Annotated in this window: 24 protein-coding genes; 5 read left to right on the top strand and 19 right to left on the bottom strand. The window is 58.1% G+C overall.

The genetic code is table 11. The annotated features are described in order from the left end of the window. Positions 1–6 precede the first annotated feature (6 nt). The 4 genes from Q0932_RS11645 to Q0932_RS11630 form a co-directional block, all read right to left on the bottom strand. Positions 7–264 (bottom strand): YjhX family toxin, encoded by a 258-nt coding sequence (locus Q0932_RS11645; protein WP_299352825.1) that lies wholly within the window; start codon positions 262–264, stop codon positions 7–9. Between the two features lie 251 nt (positions 265–515). Further along, entirely contained in the window at positions 516–1,235 is a 720-nt protein-coding gene (locus Q0932_RS11640) for a nuclear transport factor 2 family protein (RefSeq protein WP_299352822.1), read from the bottom strand. A 77-nt stretch (positions 1,236–1,312) separates the two neighbouring features. After that, positions 1,313–3,136: an ABC transporter ATP-binding protein/permease gene (locus tag Q0932_RS11635; RefSeq protein WP_299352819.1), complete on the bottom strand. Its 1,824-nt coding sequence runs from the start codon at positions 3,134–3,136 to the stop codon at positions 1,313–1,315. Positions 3,137–3,208: 72 nt separating this feature from the next. Beyond that, positions 3,209–4,393 carry a LysM peptidoglycan-binding domain-containing protein gene (locus tag Q0932_RS11630; protein ID WP_299352816.1) on the bottom strand — a complete coding sequence of 395 codons (1,185 nt, stop codon included), beginning with the start codon at positions 4,391–4,393 and terminating at the stop codon, positions 3,209–3,211. 101 nt (positions 4,394–4,494) lie between these two features. On the opposite strand from Q0932_RS11630, the gene Q0932_RS11625 reads away from it, so the two are divergent. Continuing rightward, positions 4,495–5,046: a TIGR00730 family Rossman fold protein gene (locus Q0932_RS11625; RefSeq protein ID WP_299352812.1), complete on the top strand. Its 552-nt coding sequence runs from the start codon at positions 4,495–4,497 to the stop codon at positions 5,044–5,046. On the opposite strand, the gene rarD is transcribed toward Q0932_RS11625, so the two are convergent. The 8 genes from rarD to Q0932_RS11585 all read right to left on the bottom strand — a co-directional run bounded on the left by rarD (position 4,989) and on the right by Q0932_RS11585 (position 12,771). Continuing rightward, a complete protein-coding gene (gene rarD / locus Q0932_RS11620; protein ID WP_299352809.1) occupies positions 4,989–5,900 on the bottom strand; it encodes an EamA family transporter RarD in 912 nt (303 codons plus the stop codon). The two genes, Q0932_RS11625 and rarD, sit on opposite strands and share 58 nt — an antisense overlap. A 24-nt stretch (positions 5,901–5,924) precedes the next feature. Then, the gene (locus Q0932_RS11615) at positions 5,925–6,695 is read right to left on the bottom strand and encodes an enoyl-CoA hydratase-related protein (protein WP_299352806.1); all 771 of its coding nucleotides are present in this window, start codon (positions 6,693–6,695) and stop codon (positions 5,925–5,927) included. A 250-nt stretch (positions 6,696–6,945) separates the two neighbouring features. Then, positions 6,946–7,545, bottom strand: a complete 600-nt coding sequence (locus Q0932_RS11610; RefSeq protein ID WP_299352803.1) for a superoxide dismutase — start codon at positions 7,543–7,545, stop codon at positions 6,946–6,948. 114 nt (positions 7,546–7,659) lie between these two features. Further along, entirely contained in the window at positions 7,660–8,082 is a 423-nt protein-coding gene (locus tag Q0932_RS11605; protein WP_299352800.1) for a hypothetical protein, read from the bottom strand. A gap of 124 nt (positions 8,083–8,206) precedes the next feature. After that, entirely contained in the window at positions 8,207–8,755 is a 549-nt protein-coding gene (locus tag Q0932_RS11600) for a hypothetical protein (protein WP_299352797.1), read from the bottom strand. A gap of 116 nt (positions 8,756–8,871) precedes the next feature. After that, positions 8,872–9,438 (bottom strand): sarcosine oxidase subunit gamma family protein, encoded by a 567-nt coding sequence (locus Q0932_RS11595; RefSeq protein WP_299352794.1) that lies wholly within the window; start codon positions 9,436–9,438, stop codon positions 8,872–8,874. Continuing rightward, a complete protein-coding gene (locus Q0932_RS11590) occupies positions 9,431–12,445 on the bottom strand; it encodes a sarcosine oxidase subunit alpha family protein (protein WP_299352791.1) in 3,015 nt (1,004 codons plus the stop codon). Before Q0932_RS11590 ends, Q0932_RS11595 begins: the two co-directional genes overlap by 8 nt. Further along, entirely contained in the window at positions 12,442–12,771 is a 330-nt protein-coding gene (locus tag Q0932_RS11585) for a sarcosine oxidase subunit delta (RefSeq protein WP_299352788.1), read from the bottom strand. The genes Q0932_RS11590 and Q0932_RS11585 overlap by 4 nt, the downstream gene beginning before the upstream one ends. 47 nt (positions 12,772–12,818) lie before the next feature. Between Q0932_RS11585 and Q0932_RS11580 the strand changes: the two genes are divergently transcribed. Then, positions 12,819–12,989 (top strand): hypothetical protein, encoded by a 171-nt coding sequence (locus tag Q0932_RS11580; RefSeq protein WP_299352785.1) that lies wholly within the window; start codon positions 12,819–12,821, stop codon positions 12,987–12,989. Between the two features lie 14 nt (positions 12,990–13,003). Here Q0932_RS11580 and Q0932_RS11575 read toward each other — a convergent pair whose 3' ends face one another. Then, positions 13,004–14,251 carry a sarcosine oxidase subunit beta family protein gene (locus Q0932_RS11575; protein ID WP_299352782.1) on the bottom strand — a complete coding sequence of 416 codons (1,248 nt, stop codon included), beginning with the start codon at positions 14,249–14,251 and terminating at the stop codon, positions 13,004–13,006. 179 nt (positions 14,252–14,430) lie between these two features. Here Q0932_RS11575 and ccmI point away from each other — a divergent pair, with 179 nt between their 5' ends. From ccmI to Q0932_RS11560, 3 genes are read left to right on the top strand one after another with little or no spacing between them, the layout of a single operon-like run. Further along, positions 14,431–15,660: a c-type cytochrome biogenesis protein CcmI gene (gene ccmI, locus Q0932_RS11570; protein WP_299352779.1), complete on the top strand. Its 1,230-nt coding sequence runs from the start codon at positions 14,431–14,433 to the stop codon at positions 15,658–15,660. Beyond that, complete coding sequence (gene ruvX, locus Q0932_RS11565; protein WP_299352776.1) at positions 15,657–16,139, top strand: Holliday junction resolvase RuvX; 483 nt, start codon at positions 15,657–15,659, stop codon at positions 16,137–16,139. The genes ccmI and ruvX overlap by 4 nt, the downstream gene beginning before the upstream one ends. Beyond that, the gene (locus tag Q0932_RS11560; protein WP_299352772.1) at positions 16,136–16,381 is read left to right on the top strand and encodes a DUF1289 domain-containing protein; all 246 of its coding nucleotides are present in this window, start codon (positions 16,136–16,138) and stop codon (positions 16,379–16,381) included. Before ruvX ends, Q0932_RS11560 begins: the two co-directional genes overlap by 4 nt. Here Q0932_RS11560 and Q0932_RS11555 read toward each other — a convergent pair. The 6 genes from Q0932_RS11555 to Q0932_RS11530 form a co-directional block, all read right to left on the bottom strand. Then, positions 16,378–17,148, bottom strand: a complete 771-nt coding sequence (locus Q0932_RS11555; RefSeq protein WP_299352769.1) for a hypothetical protein — start codon at positions 17,146–17,148, stop codon at positions 16,378–16,380. The genes Q0932_RS11560 and Q0932_RS11555 overlap by 4 nt on opposite strands. Next, positions 17,142–17,966 carry a sulfite exporter TauE/SafE family protein gene (locus Q0932_RS11550; RefSeq protein WP_299352766.1) on the bottom strand — a complete coding sequence of 275 codons (825 nt, stop codon included), beginning with the start codon at positions 17,964–17,966 and terminating at the stop codon, positions 17,142–17,144. The genes Q0932_RS11555 and Q0932_RS11550 overlap by 7 nt, the downstream gene beginning before the upstream one ends. A gap of 27 nt (positions 17,967–17,993) precedes the next feature. Continuing rightward, positions 17,994–19,013 (bottom strand): tRNA dihydrouridine(20/20a) synthase DusA, encoded by a 1,020-nt coding sequence (gene dusA, locus Q0932_RS11545; RefSeq protein WP_299352763.1) that lies wholly within the window; start codon positions 19,011–19,013, stop codon positions 17,994–17,996. Between the two features lie 96 nt (positions 19,014–19,109). Then, the gene (locus Q0932_RS11540; RefSeq protein ID WP_299352760.1) at positions 19,110–20,231 is read right to left on the bottom strand and encodes an alpha-hydroxy acid oxidase; all 1,122 of its coding nucleotides are present in this window, start codon (positions 20,229–20,231) and stop codon (positions 19,110–19,112) included. Further along, a complete protein-coding gene (gene comE / locus Q0932_RS11535) occupies positions 20,231–20,785 on the bottom strand; it encodes a sulfopyruvate decarboxylase subunit beta (RefSeq protein WP_299352758.1) in 555 nt (184 codons plus the stop codon). Before comE ends, Q0932_RS11540 begins: the two co-directional genes overlap by 1 nt. After that, positions 20,782–21,288 (bottom strand): thiamine pyrophosphate-binding protein, encoded by a 507-nt coding sequence (locus Q0932_RS11530; RefSeq protein WP_299352755.1) that lies wholly within the window; start codon positions 21,286–21,288, stop codon positions 20,782–20,784. The genes comE and Q0932_RS11530 overlap by 4 nt, the downstream gene beginning before the upstream one ends. Between the last annotated feature and the right edge of the window lie 21 nt (positions 21,289–21,309).

The raw sequence follows: 21,309 nt of genomic DNA, 5'->3' as shown, positions 1-21,309 counted from the left end.
AAACTCTTATCTGTTATCGAGTTGCGCTCTGACCGAGGTGATCCCCAGCTTTGTAACCCGGTAAGGTTGCCCCCTAACCGATCTGATCATGCGGCGTTTCTTTAGACGCTCAAAGACCTCCAGCGTGCAGTCACTCAGGACGTGGAGATCGCGGTTAAAGCAGGTCACATCGGACACTTTTCCATTGGGCAGCCGTTCAAAATGAATCGCGCCGCCCTGAGCCAGCACGTGTAAAACACGTTGCTCGACTTTTGAGATGTTCATTGGTTTTCTCGTAGACTTATGTCAGCACAAAAAGAGCTTCCGGCGTCACGCGCGGAAGGTCTTGGAATGAAACAGGTCCAAACATTGGGACCTAGCGGATGCCCGCAATCTCTAACATAAAATCTCCATCACTTCCGTGTAGGCCCGGAAGACGTGACACCTAGGTAGGTCTACAAACCGTCTTAGGCAAGACGGTGACGTGCAGATCTTGGCAACTGTGACGGCGTGGTCACGCTGAGCCAGGCCTCCGCTTAGAACTTGCCGTTGGTGTTCTTCCATTCACTGCGGGGCGCGATGGCTTCAACCGTGTCCCAGTGCTCCACGATCTGCCCGTCTTGCAGGCGGTAGAGGTCATAAAAGCTGCTGTGCACGCCGCCCCGGGTCCCTTCGCACATGGCAAGAACAAAGTTCCCTTCGGCCAACACCCGATGCAGATGCTCATAGCGGACAGCGGTGTCGCTGAGATACCCACGCAAGGCCTTACAGCCATCTTCAAGGTCCGGTGCATGCTGGATCAGGCCTGCATCAATAAAGCGCGGCAACTGACTGAAATCACGCGATATCAGAACCTGTTGAACATAGTTCTGCACCACTTCCCGGTTGGCTTCGGTCTTGTCGACATCTGCGATCTCAGTGGCGCCGCCCAACATGGTGCGCCCAGAGGGGTTAGGCCCCTTCATGGGCTGAATATTGTCCCAGTGCTCTACGGCCTGCCCGTCCTCAAACCGGAACACCTCAAAGGCCACGCGCAGCGATGCAAAGTCATACTCGTTATGAGCAAAGGCGAAATCACCGTCCTCAAACACGCGCACGAATGTGACCTTGGGCTTGGTCTTGGCGAGGCGGGCAAAAAGTACGGCCAGCCCCTCGCTGCCCTCATGAGTTTGCGGATTGTGTTGGATGTACTTGTCTTCATTCACCACAGCAGCAGAGGCCGGATCGCCAGTTTCAATGCCCTTTAGCAGGGTCATGAGAAGCTCTTTCTTTGACGTCAAACTGTGCCTCCCTGCTCGCAGATGGGAAAATTTCCCGACCTGCCCAGTCGCCTTTAGGCTGCCAGATCGTCCTCTGACTGCTGTTTCAACCACAGCTGGGAATAGCGTCCGCCCTTGTCCAGCAATGCGGCATGGGTACCTTCCTCGACGATTTGCCCCTGCTCCAGCACAATGATGCGGTCCGCCTCGGCAATGGTCGACAAACGGTGCGCGATGGTGATCACGGTGCGTCCTTCGCCTGCACGCGCCAGAGCTTCTTTGATCTCTTGCTCGGTCTCGGTGTCGAGCGCAGAAGTGGCCTCATCCAGCAACAGGATCGGTGGGTTCTTTAACAGTGTCCGTGCAATGCCGACGCGCTGTTTTTCACCCCCCGACAATTTCAACCCCCGCTCGCCCACGGCAGTTTCATAGCCCTCGGGCAAGGTCATGATAAAGTCGTGGATCTGCGCGGCTTTTGCGGCGTCTTCGATGTCGGTCATCGTGGCCCCATCGCGACCATAGGCGATGTTGTAGCGGATCGTGTCGTTGAACAGCACCGTGTCTTGAGGCACCACACCAATCGCGTCGTGCAGGCTGACCTGTGTCACGTCCCGCACATCCTGCTCGTCGATCTTCAACGCGCCATCACCAACGTCGTAAAAGCGGAACAACAGCCGCCCAATGGTGGACTTGCCCGATCCCGAGGCACCGACGATGGCGACGTTATTGCCAGCGGGCACTGTCAGGCTGACGCCTTTCAGAATGGGCCGTTCCTCGTCATAGCCAAAATGCACGTTGTCGAGGGTGATCCCGCCACCATTGACCACAAGCGCCGGGGCATCAGGCTTGTCAGACACCTCGGTTGGTTGTTCGAGGAGGTCGAACATTTCGCCCATATCCACAAGGCTTTGGCGGATTTCACGGTACACAGTGCCCAGAAAGTTGAGCGGCATGGTGATCTGGATCATGTAGGCGTTGACCATGACAAAATCGCCGACGGTCAGCGTGCCATTTTGCACCCCCAGAGTCGCGAGAACCATTACGCCAACCAGACCCGAGGTGATGAGAAAGGACTGGCCAAAGTTCAAAAAGGCCAGCGAATACGAGGTTTTGAGTGCGGCAGCCTCATACCCCTTCATTGCTGAATCGTACCGCTGAGCCTCACGTTGCTCAGCGCCGAAATACTTGACTGTCTCAAAGTTCAGCAGACTGTCGATGGCCTTTTGGTTGGCATCCGTGTCTTGGTCATTCATCACCCGACGCAGGCGCACGCGCCATTCGGTCACCTTGAAGGTAAACCAGATGTAGACGGCAATGGTTCCGGCGACGACCGCGAGATACCAGACGTCAAACAGCCAGAACAACACCGCTGCGATCATCAGCAATTCAAGCATCAAGGGCCCGATTGAGAACAGCATAAAGCGCAACAGAAACTCAACGCCCTTAACACCGCGTTCAATGATGCGGCTCAGACCACCGGTCTTGCGCGTGATGTGATACCGCATCGACAGGCGGTGAATGTGTTCAAAGGTTTCCAGCGCAAGCGTGCGCAAGGCACGTTGGGCAACCTTGGCAAACACCGCATCCCGCAACTGCTGAAAGCCGTTGGTCATCAGGCGGGCCATGCCATAAGCCACGGTCAGGCCAATCGCTCCCAATGCCAGCTCTGAGACGCCTTCCCCGGCAAGCGTGTCGACGGCTTGCTTGTACAAAAGCGGCGTTCCAACGGCGATCACCTTAGAGGCAATCAATGCCAACATCGCCAGCACAACGCGATACTTTACCCAAGGTTTGTCGGCAGGCCACAGATAGGGTGAGACCTTGCGGACCGTGCGCCAGCCAGAGCGTCGCTCGTTGCGTTCAAGTTCCTCGTCCGAGGCCGTGTGCCATGTCGCCATTCGTCAGTCTGTCCTGTTCGTTAAGAACAGAATTAAGCACGGTTCACCGGAATGACCAGAGGTCGGTGGGAATTAGTCTTGTGGGAGGTTAAAGACCTGCCCGGGATAAATCAGGTCCGGATCGCGGATACGGTCGCGGTTGGCCTCGAACACGCGCACATAAAGCGTGCCCTCGCCGTAGCGGTCCGTGGCAATCGCCCAGAGGGTGGACCCCGGTTGAACGGTCACGGCCTCGGCGGCGCTATTGCCTTGACGAGACGCTTGCAGCACCTCTTCTTCTTCTTTTTTGAAAGGTGTCTCAACGCGGCTGACCACGGTGCCGTCGGAATTCACTTCATCGACGCGCAACGTATAGACGCCGGTGTCGACGTCCGGCAGTTCCGTGCGCCAGTTGCCATCCTCGGCAATACGCGATGTGGTGATTGGGGCGTTGTCGAGATAAACGCGCACAAAGCCCTCTTGGCCAGAGCGACCGGAAAGCTCTACGTCCCCTTCGGGGGAATAGGTGATCGCATCCAGCGCCACATTCGACATGACCTCGGGCGAGTCTTCCCACGGCCCCTGTAGTACGGTCACGCCCTCTTCGTCCGCCAGAATCACGGTCGTAGACGTTTCGGGCTGCTCTTCGGAGGCCGCTTGACTGGTTGCGGCCGCCACGGTCTCTTCAGCCTCTACGGTCTCTTCAGCCTCTACGGTCTCTTCAGTCTCAGATGTTTCAGGCAGGTCCGCTTCGGCAACAACCGGGGTCGCCGCCAGAATGACAGTGGCGTCCGAGGCCAGCTCTTGCCCATCGATACGCTGTAAGAGGCTCAGCACACGGGGTGCCTCAGAGGTCGGGATATTCAGAAAGGTCGCGAACTTGCCGGCGCTGTCAGTACTGGCATTGGCCACCGGTTGGTCGTCCAGCAGAATTACGATCTCAGCGCCAATCATGCCGCTGCCGGCGATCAGCGTGCTGCCATTTGGCTCAACCCGCACAATGTCAAACGCGGGCAATACTGCGGGTGCAGCTTCGGGTTCAGCAGGAAGGGGTGTTGCTTCTGTCTCGCCAGTGGCCTCAGCTGTGGTCTCAGACACCTCAGGCGTTGTCGGGTCTGAGGGCGCGGGTTGGGCGGCTGGGGTGGGCTCTGGTTGCGGGACCGGATCAGGGCTGCGAAAGACGCCACTGGCGACAACAGCCACGACAGCGACCACTGCTGCTGCGCCTCCGCCGACAACCGCCGCATTTCCACTTAGGAAAGACGCAAATTTGCTCATGGCAGCATTTCCCCCAAAACTCCGCCCGCCTTAACGGTTGAGTGACCATATCAACCCGTTTAACAGTAATCAAAACTGCTTTGAAGATATTGGAAAAATCAATGCCACAACGCTCAATCTGTGTCTTTTGCGGCGCACGTGACGGGAAATCCCCCGCCTATCGGGCCGCAGCCGAGGACCTCGGGTCGCTGATGGCTGCGCGCGACTGGCGTCTGGTCTATGGCGCCGGGGACATTGGCATTATGGGCGCAGTCGCCAATGCCACCCAAGCCGCAGGGGGCGATACCTTTGGTGTGATCCCTGACCATCTGGTGCAATGGGAGGTCGGAAAAACCGATCTCACCCGCTATGTGGTGACCGAAAACATGCATGAGCGCAAAAAGGTCATGTTCATGAATTCCAATGCTATCGTGGTGCTTCCGGGTGGCGCTGGGTCATTGGATGAGTTCTTTGAAGTGCTGACATGGCGTCAGCTTGGCCTGCACGAAAAGCCCATCTTTCTGGTCAATATCGAAGGCTATTGGTCGCCGCTGGTCGACCTGATGGATCATGTGATTTCACAAGGGTTTGCCGAGGCATCGATCAAAGACTTTGTTCAGGTGGTCGAAGATATCGACGCGTTAGAGGCCGCCCTGACGCGGGCTTTTTCCTGACGCCAGGCTGACCAACTGTAAAGCGCCAACGCAGCCCAGATGAGCGGGAAACTGAGCGCATGCCATAGCCCGAAAGGTTCGGCAAAGATCACAACAGCACAGAAGAATTGCAACGTGGGGTTCAGGTATTGCACCAGCCCCACCGTCGACAGCGATGCCCGGCGCGCGGCATAGGAAAACAGGATCAGGGGCGTTGCGGTAAAGGCTCCGGAAAACACCAAGAGAACTGTGTCTTGCAAGGGCCCGGACAACCGCGTGGATGGGTGCGAGGCCATGCCCAGCAAGATCAGCGCGATCGGCACCAGCATCACTACCTCGGCCGTGACCGAGACCACGGGGCCCAGATCAAGGGCCTTTTTGATGACGCCGTATGCGCCAAAACTGCAAGCCAGCACCAGAGCAATCCACGGCGCCACACCCAATCCATAGGTCAGCAAGACGACGGCCGCCGCAGCCAATGCAACAGCCATCCATTGCAGCTGCGCCAATCTCTCGGAATAGATCACCCGCCCCGCGACCACAGCAACAAGGGGAAACAGGAAGTATCCCAGACTGGCCTCGGTCGCATGCTCGTGCCCCACGGCCCAGATAAAGATGAGCCAATTGAGCGAAATCATCAGGGCGGCGGTCATTATTATCAACAAGTTACGACGTGAAGATAACGCGGCACGCAACGCGCCCAATCGTCCTTGCAAAAGCAACAAAACGAGAAACGTCACGGCAGACCAAAAGGTGCGATGCGCGATCACATCGATTGCCGGAATATGCGATAACCGCACCCAATAGAGCGGCCCCAAGCCCCAGATGGTGCAGGCGATTACCATCGCCAGAATGCCTTTGCCGGCGTCACTCATTTACTTGGGTCCAATTCGCGTAGGCTATGTGTCAGCCCAGGTGTCACGTTCATGGGCAATGCGCAATGGGTCCATGAAATGTCCCAGCATCGTATCTCCGGCCGTCTCGTAAGCCTGTGCCAAAGGCTGTTCGATTTGCGCATAATAATTTGCCTTACCGGTGGCGATTGCCGGGGCGTGGCGCGTGGCGAGCGCCGTTGCAAACCCCATGACTTCATCAACAAGGCTGTTGGAGGGCACGATGCGGTTGATCAGGCCAACCGACAGCGCCCAATCCGCATCATATGCATCCCCTGACAGGGCCATTTCCATCGCGTGTTTGCGCGACATGGCGCGCCCGACAGCAACTAGAGGCGTGGAACAGAACCCACCATTGTTAACCCCCGGCAGGCTGAACGTCGCGCGTTCCGAGGCAAAGGCCAGATCACAGGCGGCCACGATCTGCGCACCAGCAGCCGTAGCAATGCCATCTACCATCGCAATGGTCGGCTTCGGACCAGTGGTCAGACGCTGCATGACCTCGGCGCAGTCATCGAACAATTGCCGGAGGTAAGCTTCGCCCAAATCGGTATCCTGTCTGTGGCGCGCGATTTCCTTGAGGTCGTGGCCCGCACAAAAGATGTGGCCGGGTCCGTGGATCACGATGACTTTGACGGCCTCGTCCTCTGCAGCCCGCTTCAGCGCGCCATTCAGCGCCTCCAGCATGGCGCTGGACAGCGCATGGGCCTTACCCGCACCCAGTGTCAGGGTCAGAACGCCTTGGGTATTGGTTTCGGTGACAAGCGGCTCAGTCATTGGGGCTCCTCCTTGGCAAGAGAGTGGCCCGCTTTTGCAAAGCTGGCAATTGAAAAGCCGCGTCTGGGTCTTCTCTAGGTCGTGAGCCAGATCAGCAGCGCCAATGTAAGGCCCAATGCCAAGGCCCAGATGAGGGTCGCATAAATCCTAAGTAACAGTTTGCGTCGTTTGTTCATCCCGATCCCCCACTTAAATCGCAAATGCCGGACCTGTTAGGGCCCGGCATCCATGCAAATCTGGCTGCTACGGATTACATCCGGCTGGCGACGTTTTCCCAGTTCACGAGGTTGTCGAGGAAGTTCGTGAGATACACGGGGCGTTTGTTGCGGAAGTCGATGTAATAGGAGTGTTCCCACACATCACAGCCCAACAGAGCGGTTTGGTTGAAGCACAAGGGGTTCACACCGTTTTCGGTTTTGGTAACTGCCAGTGAGCCGTCGGCGTTTTTGACCAGCCAGCACCAACCCGAGCCGAATTGCCCAGCGCCTGCGGCGGAGAACTGCGATTTGAACTCGTCAACCGAGCCAAAGTTCTCGACCAGAGCCTTTTCCAGCTCGCCCGGCATGGCATTGCCGTTCGGACCCATCATTTCCCAGAACTGGTTGTGGTTCCAAAGCTGCGAAATGTTGTTGAAGATACCATTTTGCGCCACGGCGCTCGCGTCGTAGGTGCCGGTGATGATCTCTTCCAGCGACTTGCCTTCCCACTCGGTGCCCGCAATGGCCGCGTTGCCATTGGTGACATAGGCGTTGTGGTGCAGGTCGTGGTGGAATTCCAGCGTCTCGGCGCTCATGCCTTTGTCGGCCAGCGCGTCGTGAGCATAGGGAAGATCGGGAAGTGCAAAAGCCATTGTCGGGCTCCTTTGTTTGTGTTCGAGCGGTTGTCTTAGTCTGAGATGTGGCAAGCGGGGATGCAAGGTCAAGGGCAAACCTGAGAAATTTCCTCAGTATCCCGCCAAAAGTCGTTATTTCCGCTTACAACTGCCGCGGGCGTTGAAGTTTCCGCCAGCGCGGCTGGAATTTCGGTAATCCTGCAACTCCGGTGCGCTGCCCGTGAATGTCGCGCGTCCCGTGTCTTTCACAACGGTCATCGTATACCGGATGCGGGGTGCATAGCTGTGGCGCAGCTCAACTCGCTTTAGGTCCCACTTAAGGGTCATCCGAGCTTCATTGTTCGTGGGAATTCTGGCGGCAATCGCCTCGCCATGTTCTTGATTGATCAACGAGTCAAAGACCGTTGCCTCTTCGCCAGACGTGGTAACGAAAACCTGCCCCCGCAGCCAGCCATCCAGTTGTTGGTTGGGAAAGGTACAGACCCAATTGTTGGCCAATGCGCCCGAGGCGGGGAACAGTGCCATCAGCGCCAAAGTGGCGATGGTTGATTTCATGTGGGCCTCTCTCTGTGCGAGCAAAACTTGAATTGGTGTCTATAGTCATATCTGAGCAGCATGGTGAAGAAAATCAACTCTTCGAACGTCGCAGGTAACGCAACAAGAAAGCTTTGCCGCAATCTCACTCGCAGTCTGAGAGATCACTGGGATTCACAGCCCCTCCACAAACGCCACGCTTCGGTGCGTCGCGGTTAATTACCTTGTCCGACGGATTCGACGTGCCCAGACGTTCTGCGTCCGCCACCTCACAGACACCTGTCCCCTGGATCGTATTAATCGGATCAACCCAGGCCGAAATGGACATACGCATTGTTTTTCTATTCAAGCGTGCCTTGTACTTGAGGTCATAAGACAAACCGTCGTGATAGTCTGTGGCGGATACTGCCCGCAACGTCCATGAGGCGATGATTTGTTTGGAATTGTATCGGCTCAGAGTGCCCGCGGCGGGCACTTGCCCGTAGTGCGCCAGGACACCATCGGCGACCAAAACACGTTCCTGTTCGGCGTCCACATCAAAGATTATCTTGTCAGCAATCGCAAAATACGGGCCGTGGTTTGTCACGGCACAATAGATGATTTCAGCCTGAGCTGCAGAGGGCACTGCAAGGCACGGAGCCACAAAGGTGTATGACAACAGAGATTTTAAAAGACTCTTAGGGTTCAGGGGCACCACAACGACTCCACTTATCGTCAACTGGACAGAAGCAGGCGTCCGCCGTTTTCGCAATTACAAAAGCGCCACTCCGGCTGGGAGTGGCGCTTTTTCGCATCAAGTTGTTGCAGAAGTCAGAGAAACCCGACCTCTCCACCCTCTTGGGCCGAGACTTTCAGCACGTCAAAGACGTATTGCGCGACCGAGCGGAAACAAACCACTTCGAAGCTGTCATCGCTGTTCATCCAGAAAGCCGCCGCCACTTGAGCAATACGGGTGCGGCGGAAGTCATCAGGTTGGAACCCCTCTGTTGAGAGATCGACAGGTGCAACTTTGGCCAGCACCTCGCGGGCGCCGTCCCCTTCAATGCGGAACACGGCGCGGGCGTCAGAGACGTTGACCGCAAGGGCATGGGCACCATCCAAAGCTGCCAGCAAAGTCGTCACGACCTCGTTGGCCGCCCGGTAGTCACAGACAATCAGCAATTCGTCCGGGGACATCCACGCGACATCACCTATTGAGCCTCGTGACATGCGGCGAACATCGGGCACTTCGGCACCTGTTGACGCAATGACCGCATCTTTCACGGGCTTTGAGGACAGATCGCCACGCAGGGTGATCATCCCCCGCAAGCCTGTTTCCGAGACCTTGGCAAAGCCTTCAAAGCTGGTCTTTTCCAGAGCGCTGACAGCATTAGACATTTTGCTTCTCCCCGTCCTCGTCATAGAAAACCGGATCACAAATCTCGGCTTTGACAGTTGAGCCGTCGACCTTGTTGAACTCGATCACCTCTCCCATGCGGTCTGGCCCGTTATGCACCAAGCCCATTGCGATGCCGCAGTCGAGCGTTGGTGAATAATAGGTCGAGGTAACCCGCCCTTGAGTATTGCGCTGACCATTGGCGTTGTCGCCGTCAGCTATCGCATATGAGCCATCCGGGATCACCGAGCCATCGACAGTTTTGAGGCCCACCAGTTTCCAACGGTTCGGATCGGTCATGTGATCGCGAAGCTGGGCGCGTTTGCCAAGAAAATCCTCTTTCTTCTTGGAAATCGCCCAGTTGAGGCCCAGATCCTGCGGAATGATCGTCCCGTCGGTCTCATCCCCGATCATGATGAACCCTTTTTCGGCGCGCATCACGTGCAGGGCTTCGGTGCCGTAAGGCATGATGTTGAATTCGGCACCGGCCTCCATCAAAGCATCCCAAAAGGCGCGGCCTTGCGACGCTGGCACAGCGATTTCATAAGACAGCTCACCCGAGAAAGAGATGCGATAAGCGCGGGCGTCGAAATCGCCAATCTTGCCGTCTTTCCACTCCATAAAGGCCAGACCCTCTTTCGAGACATCCATGTCACCGCCAAGCTTTTCGATCACTTTGCGGGCGTTCGGGCCGACAACGGCGATCTGCGCGAATTGCTCGGTCACATTGGCGGTGAAGACCTTCCAGTCCCACCATTCGCATTGCAGCCAGTCTTCCATCCAGCCGTGGATACGCTCGGCGCCGCCGGTCGTGGTGTGGCAGAGGAAGGTCTCTTCATCGATGCGCGCAACCACGCCGTCGTCGCTAAGGAACCCATTCTCGGAACACATCAGGCCGTAGCGGCATTTGCCGGGTTTCAGGTTGGACATCATGTTGGTGTAAAGCATGTCGACAAACTTGCCCGCATCGGTGCCTTTGACGATGATCTTGCCCAACGTCGACGCATCCAAGAGGCCGACGCTGGCACGAGTCTGGTTGATCTCGCGCTTCACTGCATCCGCGTGGCTTTCTCCGGCTTTGGGGAAGCAGTAAGGACGACGCCACTGGCCAACCGGCTCAAAGAAGGCCTTTTGGTCTTCGTGGTATTGATGGATCGGCGTACGGCGCAGAGGCTGAAATACCTCGTCACGCGCTTCGCCTGCAATCGAGCCCATCGAAATCGGCGTATATGGCGGGCGGAACGTGGTGGTGCCGACAGCCGGGATCGGTGCGTTCAATTGACCGGCAAGTGTTGCAAGGCCGTTGATATTGCTGAGTTTCCCCTGATCGGTCGCCATGCCCAACGTGGTGTAGCGCTTGGTGTGTTCGACCGACTCATAACCCTCTTGGGCGGCAAGGCGCACGTCAGACACTTTGACGTCGTTCTGATAGTCGAGCCAGGATTTGATCCGCAATTCGGGGCCTGCGCCTTGCGGCATCATCCAGACCGGCTCCATCGCTTGTTCAGGCTCCTCCCCTGCTTTTGGAGCCGCCTTGCGCGTGGCTTTCAGGCCGGCCGCTTTGGCGGCTGCCTTACCTGCCTCATGTGCGTCCGCGGCTACCGCAGCCAGATCCAATGGACCATTGGCCGATCCGGCGGGGATCACGAAACCAACGCCATCCTGATTGGTCGGTGCGCGGCCTGCGTCTGGGCGGAAATGGGCCTGATCTTCGTCCCAGATCAGTTTACCACCGCAATGGGACCACAGGTGCACCACCGGCGACCAACCGCCGGACATGGCGACCGCGTCACAGGCAATCTCTTCGACCGCAGCGCCTTCGCCGGCCTGCATGCAGATCGCGACGCCGGTCACGCGCTTGCCGCCTTTGACCTTGGCGATGCCTTTGCCGTTCTCAACACGGATGCCCATAGCGCGCGCTTCATCGACCAGCGCCCCGCCACCCATCGCGCGGGCGTCGAGGATAACTGGCACTTCAAGCCCGGCGTTTTTCAGAGCAATAGCCGTGCGATAGGCGTCGTCGTTGTTGGTCACAACCACCGTTCGGTCGCCAGAAGACACACCATAGTCCACCACGTAGTCACGCACGGCCGAGGCCAGCATGACGCCGGGAATGTCATTGCCCGCAAAGGACAAGGGGCGTTCAATCGCACCAGTTGCGGTGACGATCTGTTTGGTGCGGATGCGCCACAAGCGGTGACGCGGGCCTGCGTTCATTGGCGTGTGGTCATTCACGCGCTCGTAACCCAGCACATAGCCGTGGTCATAGACCCCTGCCCCCATCATGCGCGTGCGCATGGTGACATTGTCCATCGCTTCGAGTTCCGCCACCAGGTCAGCGATATGATCGGCCACGGGCTTGCCGTTGACCTCACCACCATCAACCGGCGCGCGGCCACCCCAATGCGGGGTTTGCTCCATCAAGAGAACCTTGGCGCCCGAAGCGCCTGCTGCACGCGCAGCCTGAAGGCCCGCGATCCCGCCGCCCACGATCACCACGTCCACATAGGCATAGAAATGTTCATAGGTGTCCGCGTCGCGGTCTTTGGGCACTTGGCCCAGTCCAGCAGACTGGCGCACGATGGGTTCAAAGACGTGTTTCCATGCGAATGCCGGGAACATGAAGGTCTTGTAGTAGAACCCTGCCGGGAAGAACCGCGTCATGTAGTTGTTGATCGCGCCCACATCGAATTCGAGGCTCGGCCAATGGTTTTGCGAGGTTGAGGTCAGACCGTCAAACAATTCGGTCGTGGTGGCGCGCTGGTTCGGTTCGAACTTGCCGCCCGTACCGAGATTGACCAGCGCGTTCGGTTCTTCGGCGCCCGAAGCGACGACGCCGCGCGGACGGTGATACTTGAACGACCGGCCCATCATCATCTGGTCATTGGCCAGCAATGCCGAGGCCAGCGTGTCGCCCTCAAACCCGGTCATCTGCTTGCCGTTAAAAGTGAAATGCAGCTGCTTGCCTTTGTTCAGCAAACGGCCACCGTTGGCGAGACGTGTGCTCATGAGAAGTCCCTCCAGGACCAGCCGGGGTATTTGGCCGAAATCTTGTCTTTGATGTCTTGCGGCGGCTCATAGGTCTGCGCGCTATAGGTGCCAAAAACCTCAAGTGTGGTCGTCGAACGGGCGGCGTGAAAAAACTTGCCGCAGCCGTTGCTGTGCCGCCAGCGCTCAAAATGCACGCCCTTGGGGTTTTCGCGCATGAACAGATAGGTCTCGAACTCGTCGTCCGACGAGCCGGGGCCAAAACGCTTCAGATGCGCCTCGCCTTCGGCGTGCAGTTCGGTTTCCTCGGCGTCGACGCCACAATAGGGGCATTGAAGGGTTAGCATGAGGTCGCTCCCTTGAAGACAAAACCATGCCGACATAGGTCAGATACATGGATTGGTTGATTTACATAGTTGGTGCGCTTGTGGCCGCTGGCGCCGTTCTGGCGATCTACGAAAAGCGCAAGGGGCTGCGCATTCACGACGAACGGGGCGGAGAGTTCCACAAAGAGACTGACAGAGATATTGAGCGTGCGCGCGACGCGTTTCGCGCAGATCGATAGGGACTTAGCTTGCATCAGTGAGCCACCCCCGCAGCCACGCTCTCATCAATGAAGCGGCCTTCGATGAAACGGTCCATACCAAATTCCGCACTCAGCGGTCCCGGCTCGCCCTTGGCGATCAGCTCGGCCGTGGCCCAGCCGCCGCCGGGGATGGCTTTGAAGCCGCCGGTGCCCCAGCCTGCGTTGATAAAGCAGTTGCCCAAAGGTGTTTTGCCGATGACGGGCGAGCGGTCTCCGGTTACGTCCACGATGCCGCCCCATTGGCGCAGCATTTTCAGGCGCGACACGATGGGGAAGGTTTCGCAGAGCGCGCGCACGGTTTCCTCAATGTGGTGGAACGATCCGCGCTGGGTGTAGTTGTTGAACCCATCGGTGCCGCCGCCGATGACCATCTCGCCCTTGTCCGATTGCGACATGTAGCCGTGCACGGTGTTGGCCATCACCACGACATCCATGCAGGGTTTGATCGGCTCTGAGACCAGCGCTTGCAAGGCGACCGACTCCATCGGCAGACGGAAGCCCGCCATATTCGCCAGATCGCCCGAGTTGCCGGCAACCACAAGACCCAGCTTGTCGCAATCAATCGGTCCCTTGGTGGTGTCGACGCCAGTGACCTTGCCGCCCTCTTGGCGCACGCCGGTGACTTCGCATTTCTGGATGATGTCCATGCCCATATCGGAACAGGCCCGCGCATAGCCCCAGGCCACCGCGTCGTGGCGACCGGTGCCACCACGTGCCTGCCAGAGACCGCCCAGAACCGGATAGCGCGGCCCATCGATGTTGATGATCGGCACCAGCTCTTTGACGCGCTCGGGGCCAATGAATTCAGTCGTCACGCCTTGCAGGGCATTGGCGTGTGCCGTGCGTTCGTAGCCGCGAATTTCGGACTGGGTCTGTGCCAGCATGATGACGCCGCGCGGGCTGAACATGACGTTATAGTTCAGGTCCTGAGACATGGTCTCATAAAGCGAGCGGGCCTTTTCATAGATCGCCGCCGAGGGGTCCTGCAGATAGTTCGACCGGATAATCGTGGTGTTGCGGCCTGTATTGCCGCCCCCCAGCCAACCCTTTTCGATGATCGCCACATTGGTAATGCCAAAGTTCTTGCCCAGATAAAACGCGGTGGCGAGGCCATGGCCCCCTGCACCGACGATAATCACGTCATATTTCTTTTTCGGTTGCGGCGAACGCCACGCACGTTCCCACCCTGTATGATAGCGGGCGGCTTCGCGGGCGATGGCAAAAGCTGAATAACGTCTCATGGTCCATGATTCCTGATGCGGAAAGGGTCTGAATTGGGTTTAACTTTTGCACAAAGCTCTACCCGGTTTAAACCGCCTCTTTGCAGTCCGGTTGCGACATGTACGTCGCTCACGGTGTTTTGCCCTTTTGCAATGACCCCACAGTATATAAATGGAGGGCAAACCTAGCAGGAGCCGTCATGTTATTCTGGATCGTTGTCAGCCTGATCGCCTTGGCCATCACCGGCCTCTTGATTCTGGCCCTGATGCGTGGTCGCGCCGGGGAAGAGCCGCCTGCGGCTTATGACCTGCGTGTCTATCGCGACCAGTTGAAGGAAGTGGACCGCGATCTGGCCCGTGGCGTGATTGCCGAGGAAGATGCAGATCGAGTGCGCGCCGAAGTCTCGCGCCGTATCCTTGCGGCGGATGCGCAGCTGAAAGAGGGCGGCGACACGGGCGGACAACCTCGCACTGTTGGGCTGATCATGGCGGCACTTATGGCGCTGGTTCTGATCGGTGGTGGCTTGGGTCTGTATTGGAATATCGGGGCGCCGGGTTACGCGGATTTCCCGCTGGAAGCCCGCATTGATGCTGCCAAGGAAAAACATGCCAACCGCGCCAGCCAGGCAGACTATGAGGCTGACCTGCCCCCGGTGACGCCAAATGTTCCCGAAGGTGATTACGCCGACTTGATCGAAAAGCTGCGCCAAACCGTTGCCGACCGCCCTGACGATTTGCAGGGGCATCAACTGTTGGCCCGCAATGAGGCCAACCTTGGCAATGACAAAGCGGCCTACATTGCGCAGGGCGAAGTCCTACGCCTCAAGGGCGACGACGCCTCGCCCAACGACTATGTCAGCCATGCAGAGCTGATGATCTCTGCCGCGCAAGGCTATGTCTCGCCCGAGGCCGAAGCTTCGTTGCGCAGCGCCATGGAACGCCAACCCGGCCATCCGATTGCACGCTATTACTGGGGCCTGATGCTGATCCAGAACGACCGTCAGGATCTGGCCTTTGGCCTGTGGGAACAACTTTTGCGCGAAGGCCCGCATGACGCCCCGTGGCTTGGTCCGATCCGTGCCAACATCGAACAGCTGGCATGGGAAGCAGGCGTCAAGTTTGAAATGCCCGCGGTTGAAGCCCCTGCCCTGTCTGGCCCCAGCGCCGAGGACATGCAGGCCGCCGGAGAGATGAGTGCTGAAGACCGGCAGGAAATGATCCGCGGCATGGTTGAAACCCTGAGCGAGCGTCTGGCGACCGAAGGTGGCAGCCCCGAGGAATGGGCCCGTCTGATCGGGGCCTACGGAGTTCTGGGCGAAGGGGAACGTGCCGCCGCGATCTGGGCCGAGGCCCAACAGGTCTTTGCGGGCAACGACGATGCCATCGCCACTGTGCGTGCCGGCGCACAGAGCGCTGGCGTGATCCAATGATCCACATATTCGAGGCTATCGAAGATCTTGCCGCGGCTTTGCCCCGCACGCAGGCTTTGATGGGGCTTGATCTCGGCACCAAAACCATCGGGGTTGCGGTCTCTGACAGCTTTCAGTCTGTGGCGACGCCGCTAGAAACCGTAAAACGCAAGAAATTCGGCGTCGATGCCGCGCGTTTGCTGGTTGTCATCGACAAGCGCAGCATTGGCGGCATCATCCTTGGATTGCCGCGCAATATGGACGGCTCGGAAGGTCCACGCGCGCAATCGACCCGCGCCTTTGCCCGCAATCTGGCCCAGCTCACGGCGATTCCGATTGGCTTTTGGGACGAAAGATTGTCCACCGTTGCTGCCGAAAAGGCGCTTTTGGAGGCGGATACGACTCGCAAGCGTCGCTCAGAGGTAATCGATCACGTTGCCGCGTCCTATATCCTGCAGGGAGCATTGGATCGCTTGGGACATCTAAGGGCCGCATCATGAGCAGCAAGGCAGAAAAAGACAGCGTCTGGCAACGACAAGAGGTCGAGAGCCCGTGCATCCAGATTTGTGTGGTTCATCCCGAAGAACGTATCTGCACAGGCTGCCTGCGCAGCATTGACGAGATCACACGCTGGTCAAAGATGGACAATGACGAGCGCAGCGCAATTCTGGATGAACTGCCCGCTCGCGCCCCACGTCTGCGCAAACGCCGCGGCGGCCGTGCATCGCGCATGGCCCGCTAGGACTGCTCGATCCAGTCTTGCGCTGATGTCATCGCCGGGCGGAAATAGGCGATCCTGCGATCCCCGTGATCAGGCCCTTGCCACGGCGCCACGCCATGCAAGGACAACCGGTGCATGAGATACCCCTCTCCCGGACGGGCATGGATTGGGACACGGGGGCAGGTTTCAAACACTTCTCGCCGTGCGGCTTGATAGATGTCGGTGATGTCCACGTCGCCCCAAGTCTCGGTGGGATGAGGGCTTAGCGCATCATTAATTGCGCGGCGCATGATCTCATGGCTTCCTTGCCACACCACTAAAGGCGCGGCCTCGGGCGGGGCGTCATTCAGTGGCAACCCAAGGACATAGGCATGCGGCTCTTTGATCATGCGACGCCGCTCAGGACCTTCGGGCTTAACCCCATCCACATGCGCCGCAGCTCGGTTCAAACGATAGCGAAACCCCGCCTCACTCTCGCCTACACGCGGCTTTGGATAACCCGGAGTCGCGACGGAAACTTGTGCCTTGTGAAAGGGATAAACGCCGAAGCTGTTGCTCAAGTCACGGGCCAGAGCTTTGGGTAATGCGGTGCCGTCAGGCAAGGTTCCCACCGAGTCATTGTTCAGCGCATCGACGCCAACGAACCACGTGTTCTCGCAAACCCACCACTGCGCCAGCGCCGGATCGGACATGGCTGACTCGGCATAGTGGTTGGCCCTTTCGGCCCATCGCTTTAGCTCAGGATCAAACGGCAGGGATACCCAGCCTTTTGCCCCAAGGCTTACCATCCAAAAGCTTTGCGCAGCATGTTGAGCGCCACCAAGGTCAGGAATACCGCAAACACGCGCCGCAATGGTTTTGGGTCCATCGCATGAGCAATTTTAACCCCAATGGGCGCAGTCAGAAGCGTCATTGCGATGATCAATAGAAAGGCTGGAATGTTCACGGCACCCAACGTGAAAGGTGGGCGCGAATCCTCTGAAACATCGAGCAAAAGAAAGCCTGCCACCGAGGGCACTGCGATCAGCACACCAAACCCGGCTGCGGTGGCCACGGCACGGTGGATGGCAACATTGTGCAGCGCCATCAGCGGCACGCCAAAGCTGCCACCGCCAATGCCCATAAGAACCGACATGAAGCCTACAATCGGGCTCAGCACTGCACGCTTGAGGCCCTTGGGCATCTCTGGTCCAAGACGCCAGTGTTCTTTTCCGAACCCCAGATAGAGGCCGATTACAATCCCGAGACAGCCAAAGATCGCCTGCAAAGTTATGGATCGCAGCGAGGCCGCGACCAGCACGCCCAAAATCGCGCCAACCGCAATGCCCGGTGCCCAGGTGCGCAGGATCGACCAGTCAACGGCGCCCTTCTTGTTGTGACTGAGCACAGAGCGGACCGAGGTCACAATGATCGTTGCTAATGATGTCGCAAGACACACCTGCATCAATTGCTCACCACCGTACCCAAGCACCTGAAAAGCATAGAAAAAGGCAGGTACGAGGATAATTCCGCCGCCAACTCCCAACAATCCGGCCAGCACGCCGGCAAAGGCCCCGATGACCATCAACATGGCCGTCAGCGGCAGCAAAATACTCATTTCAGGCATGATGCCCCTTCCCTCTTGGCGCGCGGATTACGCCGCACCGTGTTCTATTGCGGTCTGCACATGAGCCAACGCTTCGAGCACCAGTTTTGGCCCTGCACCGGGACGCGAGGCGCCTTCGGACAAAGTCCGGCGCCACATCCGTGCACCGGGACGTCCGGCAAACAGCCCCAGCATGTGGCGGGTAATCTGGTGCAGACGTCCCCCGCTGGCAAGGTGGCGCTCAATATAGGGCAGCATGTCCAGCACAGATTGTTCAGCCGTAGTGAAATGTCCAGTTCCGTAAATCTGCGCATCCGCGTTCAACAGAATGTCAGCGGGCGCGTGATAGGCCGCGCGCCCAATCATCACGCCATCCAGCCCCGCATCAAGGAACTCTTGCGCGGTATCCAGCGAGGCGATGCCGCCGTTGATCGAAAGGTGCAGGTCCGGAAAGGCGGATTTCATCGCCAGGACCAGCGGGTAGTCCAGCGGCGGGATCTCGCGGTTTTCCTTGGGGCTCAACCCCTGCAACCACGCCTTGCGCGCATGGATAGTGAACCGGCTGACCCCGGCGGCGCGGACGGTCTCAAGAAACGCGGGCAAAACCTCATGCGCGTCCTGATCATCAACCCCGATACGGCACTTGACTGTGACCTCAACCGAACTGGCGCCGATCATGGCTGCGACACATTCGGCCACCAAATCGGGCGTTTTCATCAGAACGGCGCCGAAAGTTCCCGATTGCACACGATCCGAGGGACAACCAACGTTAAGATTGATCTCATCATAGCCAAGCGCCGCGCCAATTTGGGTCGCCTTGGCCAGTTCGACCGGATCCGAGCCACCAAGCTGCAAAGCAACCGGATGTTCTTCGGGATTAAACTCTAACAGATGCACAGCCCCACCCCGAACCAAGGCCGGTGCAGTGACCATTTCGGTGTAAAGTAAAGTCTCGCGCGACATCAGCCGGTGCAGATAACGGCAATGACGATCCGTCCAGTCCATCATCGGGGCGACAGACAGTCTTGCGCTTTGGCGCAGGGATTGTGGGGTTTTCTGATCGCCCATGTTCAACTCATCGCAACGTCGCTGGGTGTTTCAGACACACAACGGCTGTTCAAAAACCATATCTGGATGGCACAAGCTGGGACCTAACACAAATTTTCAAAGCTGCAAGGCAGAGGTCAGGTTCTCGTGACGACGCAATGACGTCCGCCCTGTCTGGGCCATTGCGATGCTCAACTCGTCGCTAAGGGTTTCCCACAGAGCGTTCAGACCGCGTTCACCCGCTGCTGCGATGGCAAATTGCAGGATACGGCCCACAAAGGTGAAATCCGAGCCAAGGGTGATCGCCTTGAGGATATCTTCGCCTGAGCGAATGCCACTGTCATAAAACAAGGGAAAGGAGTCGCCCAGTTCAGCACGGAGCGCTGCCAAGGCCTCAATGGGTGCCGGTGTCGCCTCAAGCTGGCGCGCGCCGTGGCTTGAAACCTGGATCGCATCGACCCCGGCCGCGACCAGGTCCTTGGCGTCCTCAACATCCAGCACACCTTTGACCACAAGCTTGCCGGGCCACGCGTCGCGCAATCGCGCAAGGGTGTCCCAAGTGGCCCGCGCGCGGCTTTCGGTGCGGTCGAACTCGTATCCAGGCTCAAGAAAATTCGCCATCTGCGGCTTGCCATGTACAAGGTTGGAAAGCGACCAGCGCGGATGCAGGGCAAAGTCAACAAGCTGCCGGGGCCCAATGCGAAACGGCATTTTGAAGCCGTGGCGCAATTCGCGCGGACGCCGCCCGACCTCGGGCACGTCTACGGTCAACACCAGCGTTTGATAACCCGCCACCTTGGCCCGGTCGACCAACTTGAACGTGCCAGTGCCATCGCCGCTGAAATAGAGCTGGAACCACGCGTGACCTTGCGCTTCTTCGATGATCTCTTCCAGTGGAGTTGAGGCCACGGTCGAAACCCCATGAGGCACGTTGTAGCGCGCGGCCAGACGCGCAAGCATCAAGTCGGCACCGGGTGCTGCGAGATTGCACATCCCCATCGGCGCAATACCAAAGGGGCGTTCTGCCGGGGCACCAAAGAGGTCAACCGCCAGTGACCGCTGGCTGACGTCACGCAAAATGCGCGGACGCAACGTGACCGTGTCCAACGCCTGACGATTGCGCGCGGCGCCGGTTTCCTGCCCTGCCGCGCCGTCGATATAATCAAACACCATCCACGGAAGCCGCCGCCGAGCAAGGCGACGGGCATCCTCGGCAGAATGGATGGCGCTGGCGCTCATTAACTTGCGACGGCTTTCATGAACCGATCACGGATCACCACTGGATCCATCGTGATCACCGGCAGCTTGATGTTGCCACTGTCACATTTGCACACGATGATGGTCATCTCGTCGCTGTCGATCGCGGATTGCAGAACCGGACCAAGGTCTTTGTCCTGCACTTCGATCACGTTGTCACACCCGCAGGCCTTGGCGACCGCTGCCAGCGAGGTTTTCTTGCCCGCATAAGTCGGCTGATCCCCGGTTGACCCATATGAGCCATTGTCGATGATCAACAGCGTGTAGTTTCCCGTCGCGTTGTTGGCGATGGTTGGCAGAGTGCCAAGGTTTGTCAGGACAGACCCATCGCCGTCGATAGAAATGACAGGCTTGGATTGTGCCAGCGCAAGGCCAAAGCCAATGGATGAAGACAGACCCATAGTCCCCAACATGTAAAAGTTGGTGGGTTGGTCGTCGATCATATGCAGCTCTTGGCTGGGCAGGCCGATGTTACAGACCACAAGGTGATCCCGGATAATGGGCGCGATTTCTTTTAGAATTTCAGAACGGATCATTGGTCGCCATAGCCTCCCCAAAAGTTGGCATCCGTCAGGATGGCCACGGGTTTGTTGCACATGAAGGTGTACTTCAGGATGTTGTCGAATTCCTCGACATCCTTTTGCCAGTGGAAATGGTAGGTCGGGATGTTGAGCTGTGCCAACAACGCCTTGGTATGCACGGCCATTTCAACCTGACAAGCCACCGGTTCGCGCAACTCGCCGCGATATGAGATGATCATCGGCAACGGCATGCGGTAGTACTGAATCAGCGTTGCCAGCGTATTGATCGTCACGCCAATCGCGGTGTTCTGCATGATGATGGCTGGGCGCTTGCCGCCCATCCACGCACCAGCACAAAGGCCCATACCTTCGTCTTCCTTGTTAGACGGAATGTGGAACATGTCGTCGCGCTGTTCGATCTCTTCAATCACACCGGCCAGCTGTTTGCAGGGTACGGTTGTGACGAACGAGACATCGTTGGCGACCAGATCATCTGCGATCTTTTTGTCGATATTCATTGTCGTTGGCCTTTTGTTTCT

Source organism: uncultured Shimia sp., from assembly GCF_947498095.1.
Classification (GTDB): Bacteria; Pseudomonadota; Alphaproteobacteria; order Rhodobacterales; family Rhodobacteraceae; genus Shimia.
Note: the sequence above shows the minus strand (reverse complement) of the source record. Positions and strands in the feature narration are given on the sequence as shown.

What these genes read in the sequence shown, in the direction of transcription:
- Q0932_RS11530 (WP_299352755.1), bottom strand. Translation starts at nt 21,288, where the DNA reads ATGAATATCGACAAAAAGATCGCAGATGATCTGGTCGCCAACGATGTC.
- Q0932_RS11625 (WP_299352812.1), top strand. Translation starts at nt 4,495, where the DNA reads ATGCCACAACGCTCAATCTGTGTCTTTTGCGGCGCACGTGACGGGAAA.
- dusA (WP_299352763.1), bottom strand. Translation starts at nt 19,013, where the DNA reads ATGGGCGATCAGAAAACCCCACAATCCCTGCGCCAAAGCGCAAGACTG.
- Q0932_RS11585 (WP_299352788.1), bottom strand. Translation starts at nt 12,771, where the DNA reads ATGCTAACCCTTCAATGCCCCTATTGTGGCGTCGACGCCGAGGAAACC.
- Q0932_RS11575 (WP_299352782.1), bottom strand. Translation starts at nt 14,251, where the DNA reads ATGAGACGTTATTCAGCTTTTGCCATCGCCCGCGAAGCCGCCCGCTAT.
- Q0932_RS11615 (WP_299352806.1), bottom strand. Translation starts at nt 6,695, where the DNA reads ATGACTGAGCCGCTTGTCACCGAAACCAATACCCAAGGCGTTCTGACC.
- rarD (WP_299352809.1), bottom strand. Translation starts at nt 5,900, where the DNA reads ATGAGTGACGCCGGCAAAGGCATTCTGGCGATGGTAATCGCCTGCACC.
- Q0932_RS11595 (WP_299352794.1), bottom strand. Translation starts at nt 9,438, where the DNA reads ATGTCTAATGCTGTCAGCGCTCTGGAAAAGACCAGCTTTGAAGGCTTT.
- comE (WP_299352758.1), bottom strand. Translation starts at nt 20,785, where the DNA reads ATGATCCGTTCTGAAATTCTAAAAGAAATCGCGCCCATTATCCGGGAT.
- Q0932_RS11550 (WP_299352766.1), bottom strand. Translation starts at nt 17,966, where the DNA reads ATGCCTGAAATGAGTATTTTGCTGCCGCTGACGGCCATGTTGATGGTC.
- Q0932_RS11605 (WP_299352800.1), bottom strand. Translation starts at nt 8,082, where the DNA reads ATGAAATCAACCATCGCCACTTTGGCGCTGATGGCACTGTTCCCCGCC.
- ruvX (WP_299352776.1), top strand. Translation starts at nt 15,657, where the DNA reads ATGATCCACATATTCGAGGCTATCGAAGATCTTGCCGCGGCTTTGCCC.
- Q0932_RS11635 (WP_299352819.1), bottom strand. Translation starts at nt 3,136, where the DNA reads ATGGCGACATGGCACACGGCCTCGGACGAGGAACTTGAACGCAACGAG.
- Q0932_RS11610 (WP_299352803.1), bottom strand. Translation starts at nt 7,545, where the DNA reads ATGGCTTTTGCACTTCCCGATCTTCCCTATGCTCACGACGCGCTGGCC.
- Q0932_RS11590 (WP_299352791.1), bottom strand. Translation starts at nt 12,445, where the DNA reads ATGAGCACACGTCTCGCCAACGGTGGCCGTTTGCTGAACAAAGGCAAG.
- ccmI (WP_299352779.1), top strand. Translation starts at nt 14,431, where the DNA reads ATGTTATTCTGGATCGTTGTCAGCCTGATCGCCTTGGCCATCACCGGC.
- Q0932_RS11630 (WP_299352816.1), bottom strand. Translation starts at nt 4,393, where the DNA reads ATGAGCAAATTTGCGTCTTTCCTAAGTGGAAATGCGGCGGTTGTCGGC.
- Q0932_RS11580 (WP_299352785.1), top strand. Translation starts at nt 12,819, where the DNA reads ATGGATTGGTTGATTTACATAGTTGGTGCGCTTGTGGCCGCTGGCGCC.
- Q0932_RS11560 (WP_299352772.1), top strand. Translation starts at nt 16,136, where the DNA reads ATGAGCAGCAAGGCAGAAAAAGACAGCGTCTGGCAACGACAAGAGGTC.
- Q0932_RS11645 (WP_299352825.1), bottom strand. Translation starts at nt 264, where the DNA reads ATGAACATCTCAAAAGTCGAGCAACGTGTTTTACACGTGCTGGCTCAG.
- Q0932_RS11555 (WP_299352769.1), bottom strand. Translation starts at nt 17,148, where the DNA reads ATGGTAAGCCTTGGGGCAAAAGGCTGGGTATCCCTGCCGTTTGATCCT.
- Q0932_RS11540 (WP_299352760.1), bottom strand. Translation starts at nt 20,231, where the DNA reads ATGAGCGCCAGCGCCATCCATTCTGCCGAGGATGCCCGTCGCCTTGCT.
- Q0932_RS11640 (WP_299352822.1), bottom strand. Translation starts at nt 1,235, where the DNA reads ATGACCCTGCTAAAGGGCATTGAAACTGGCGATCCGGCCTCTGCTGCT.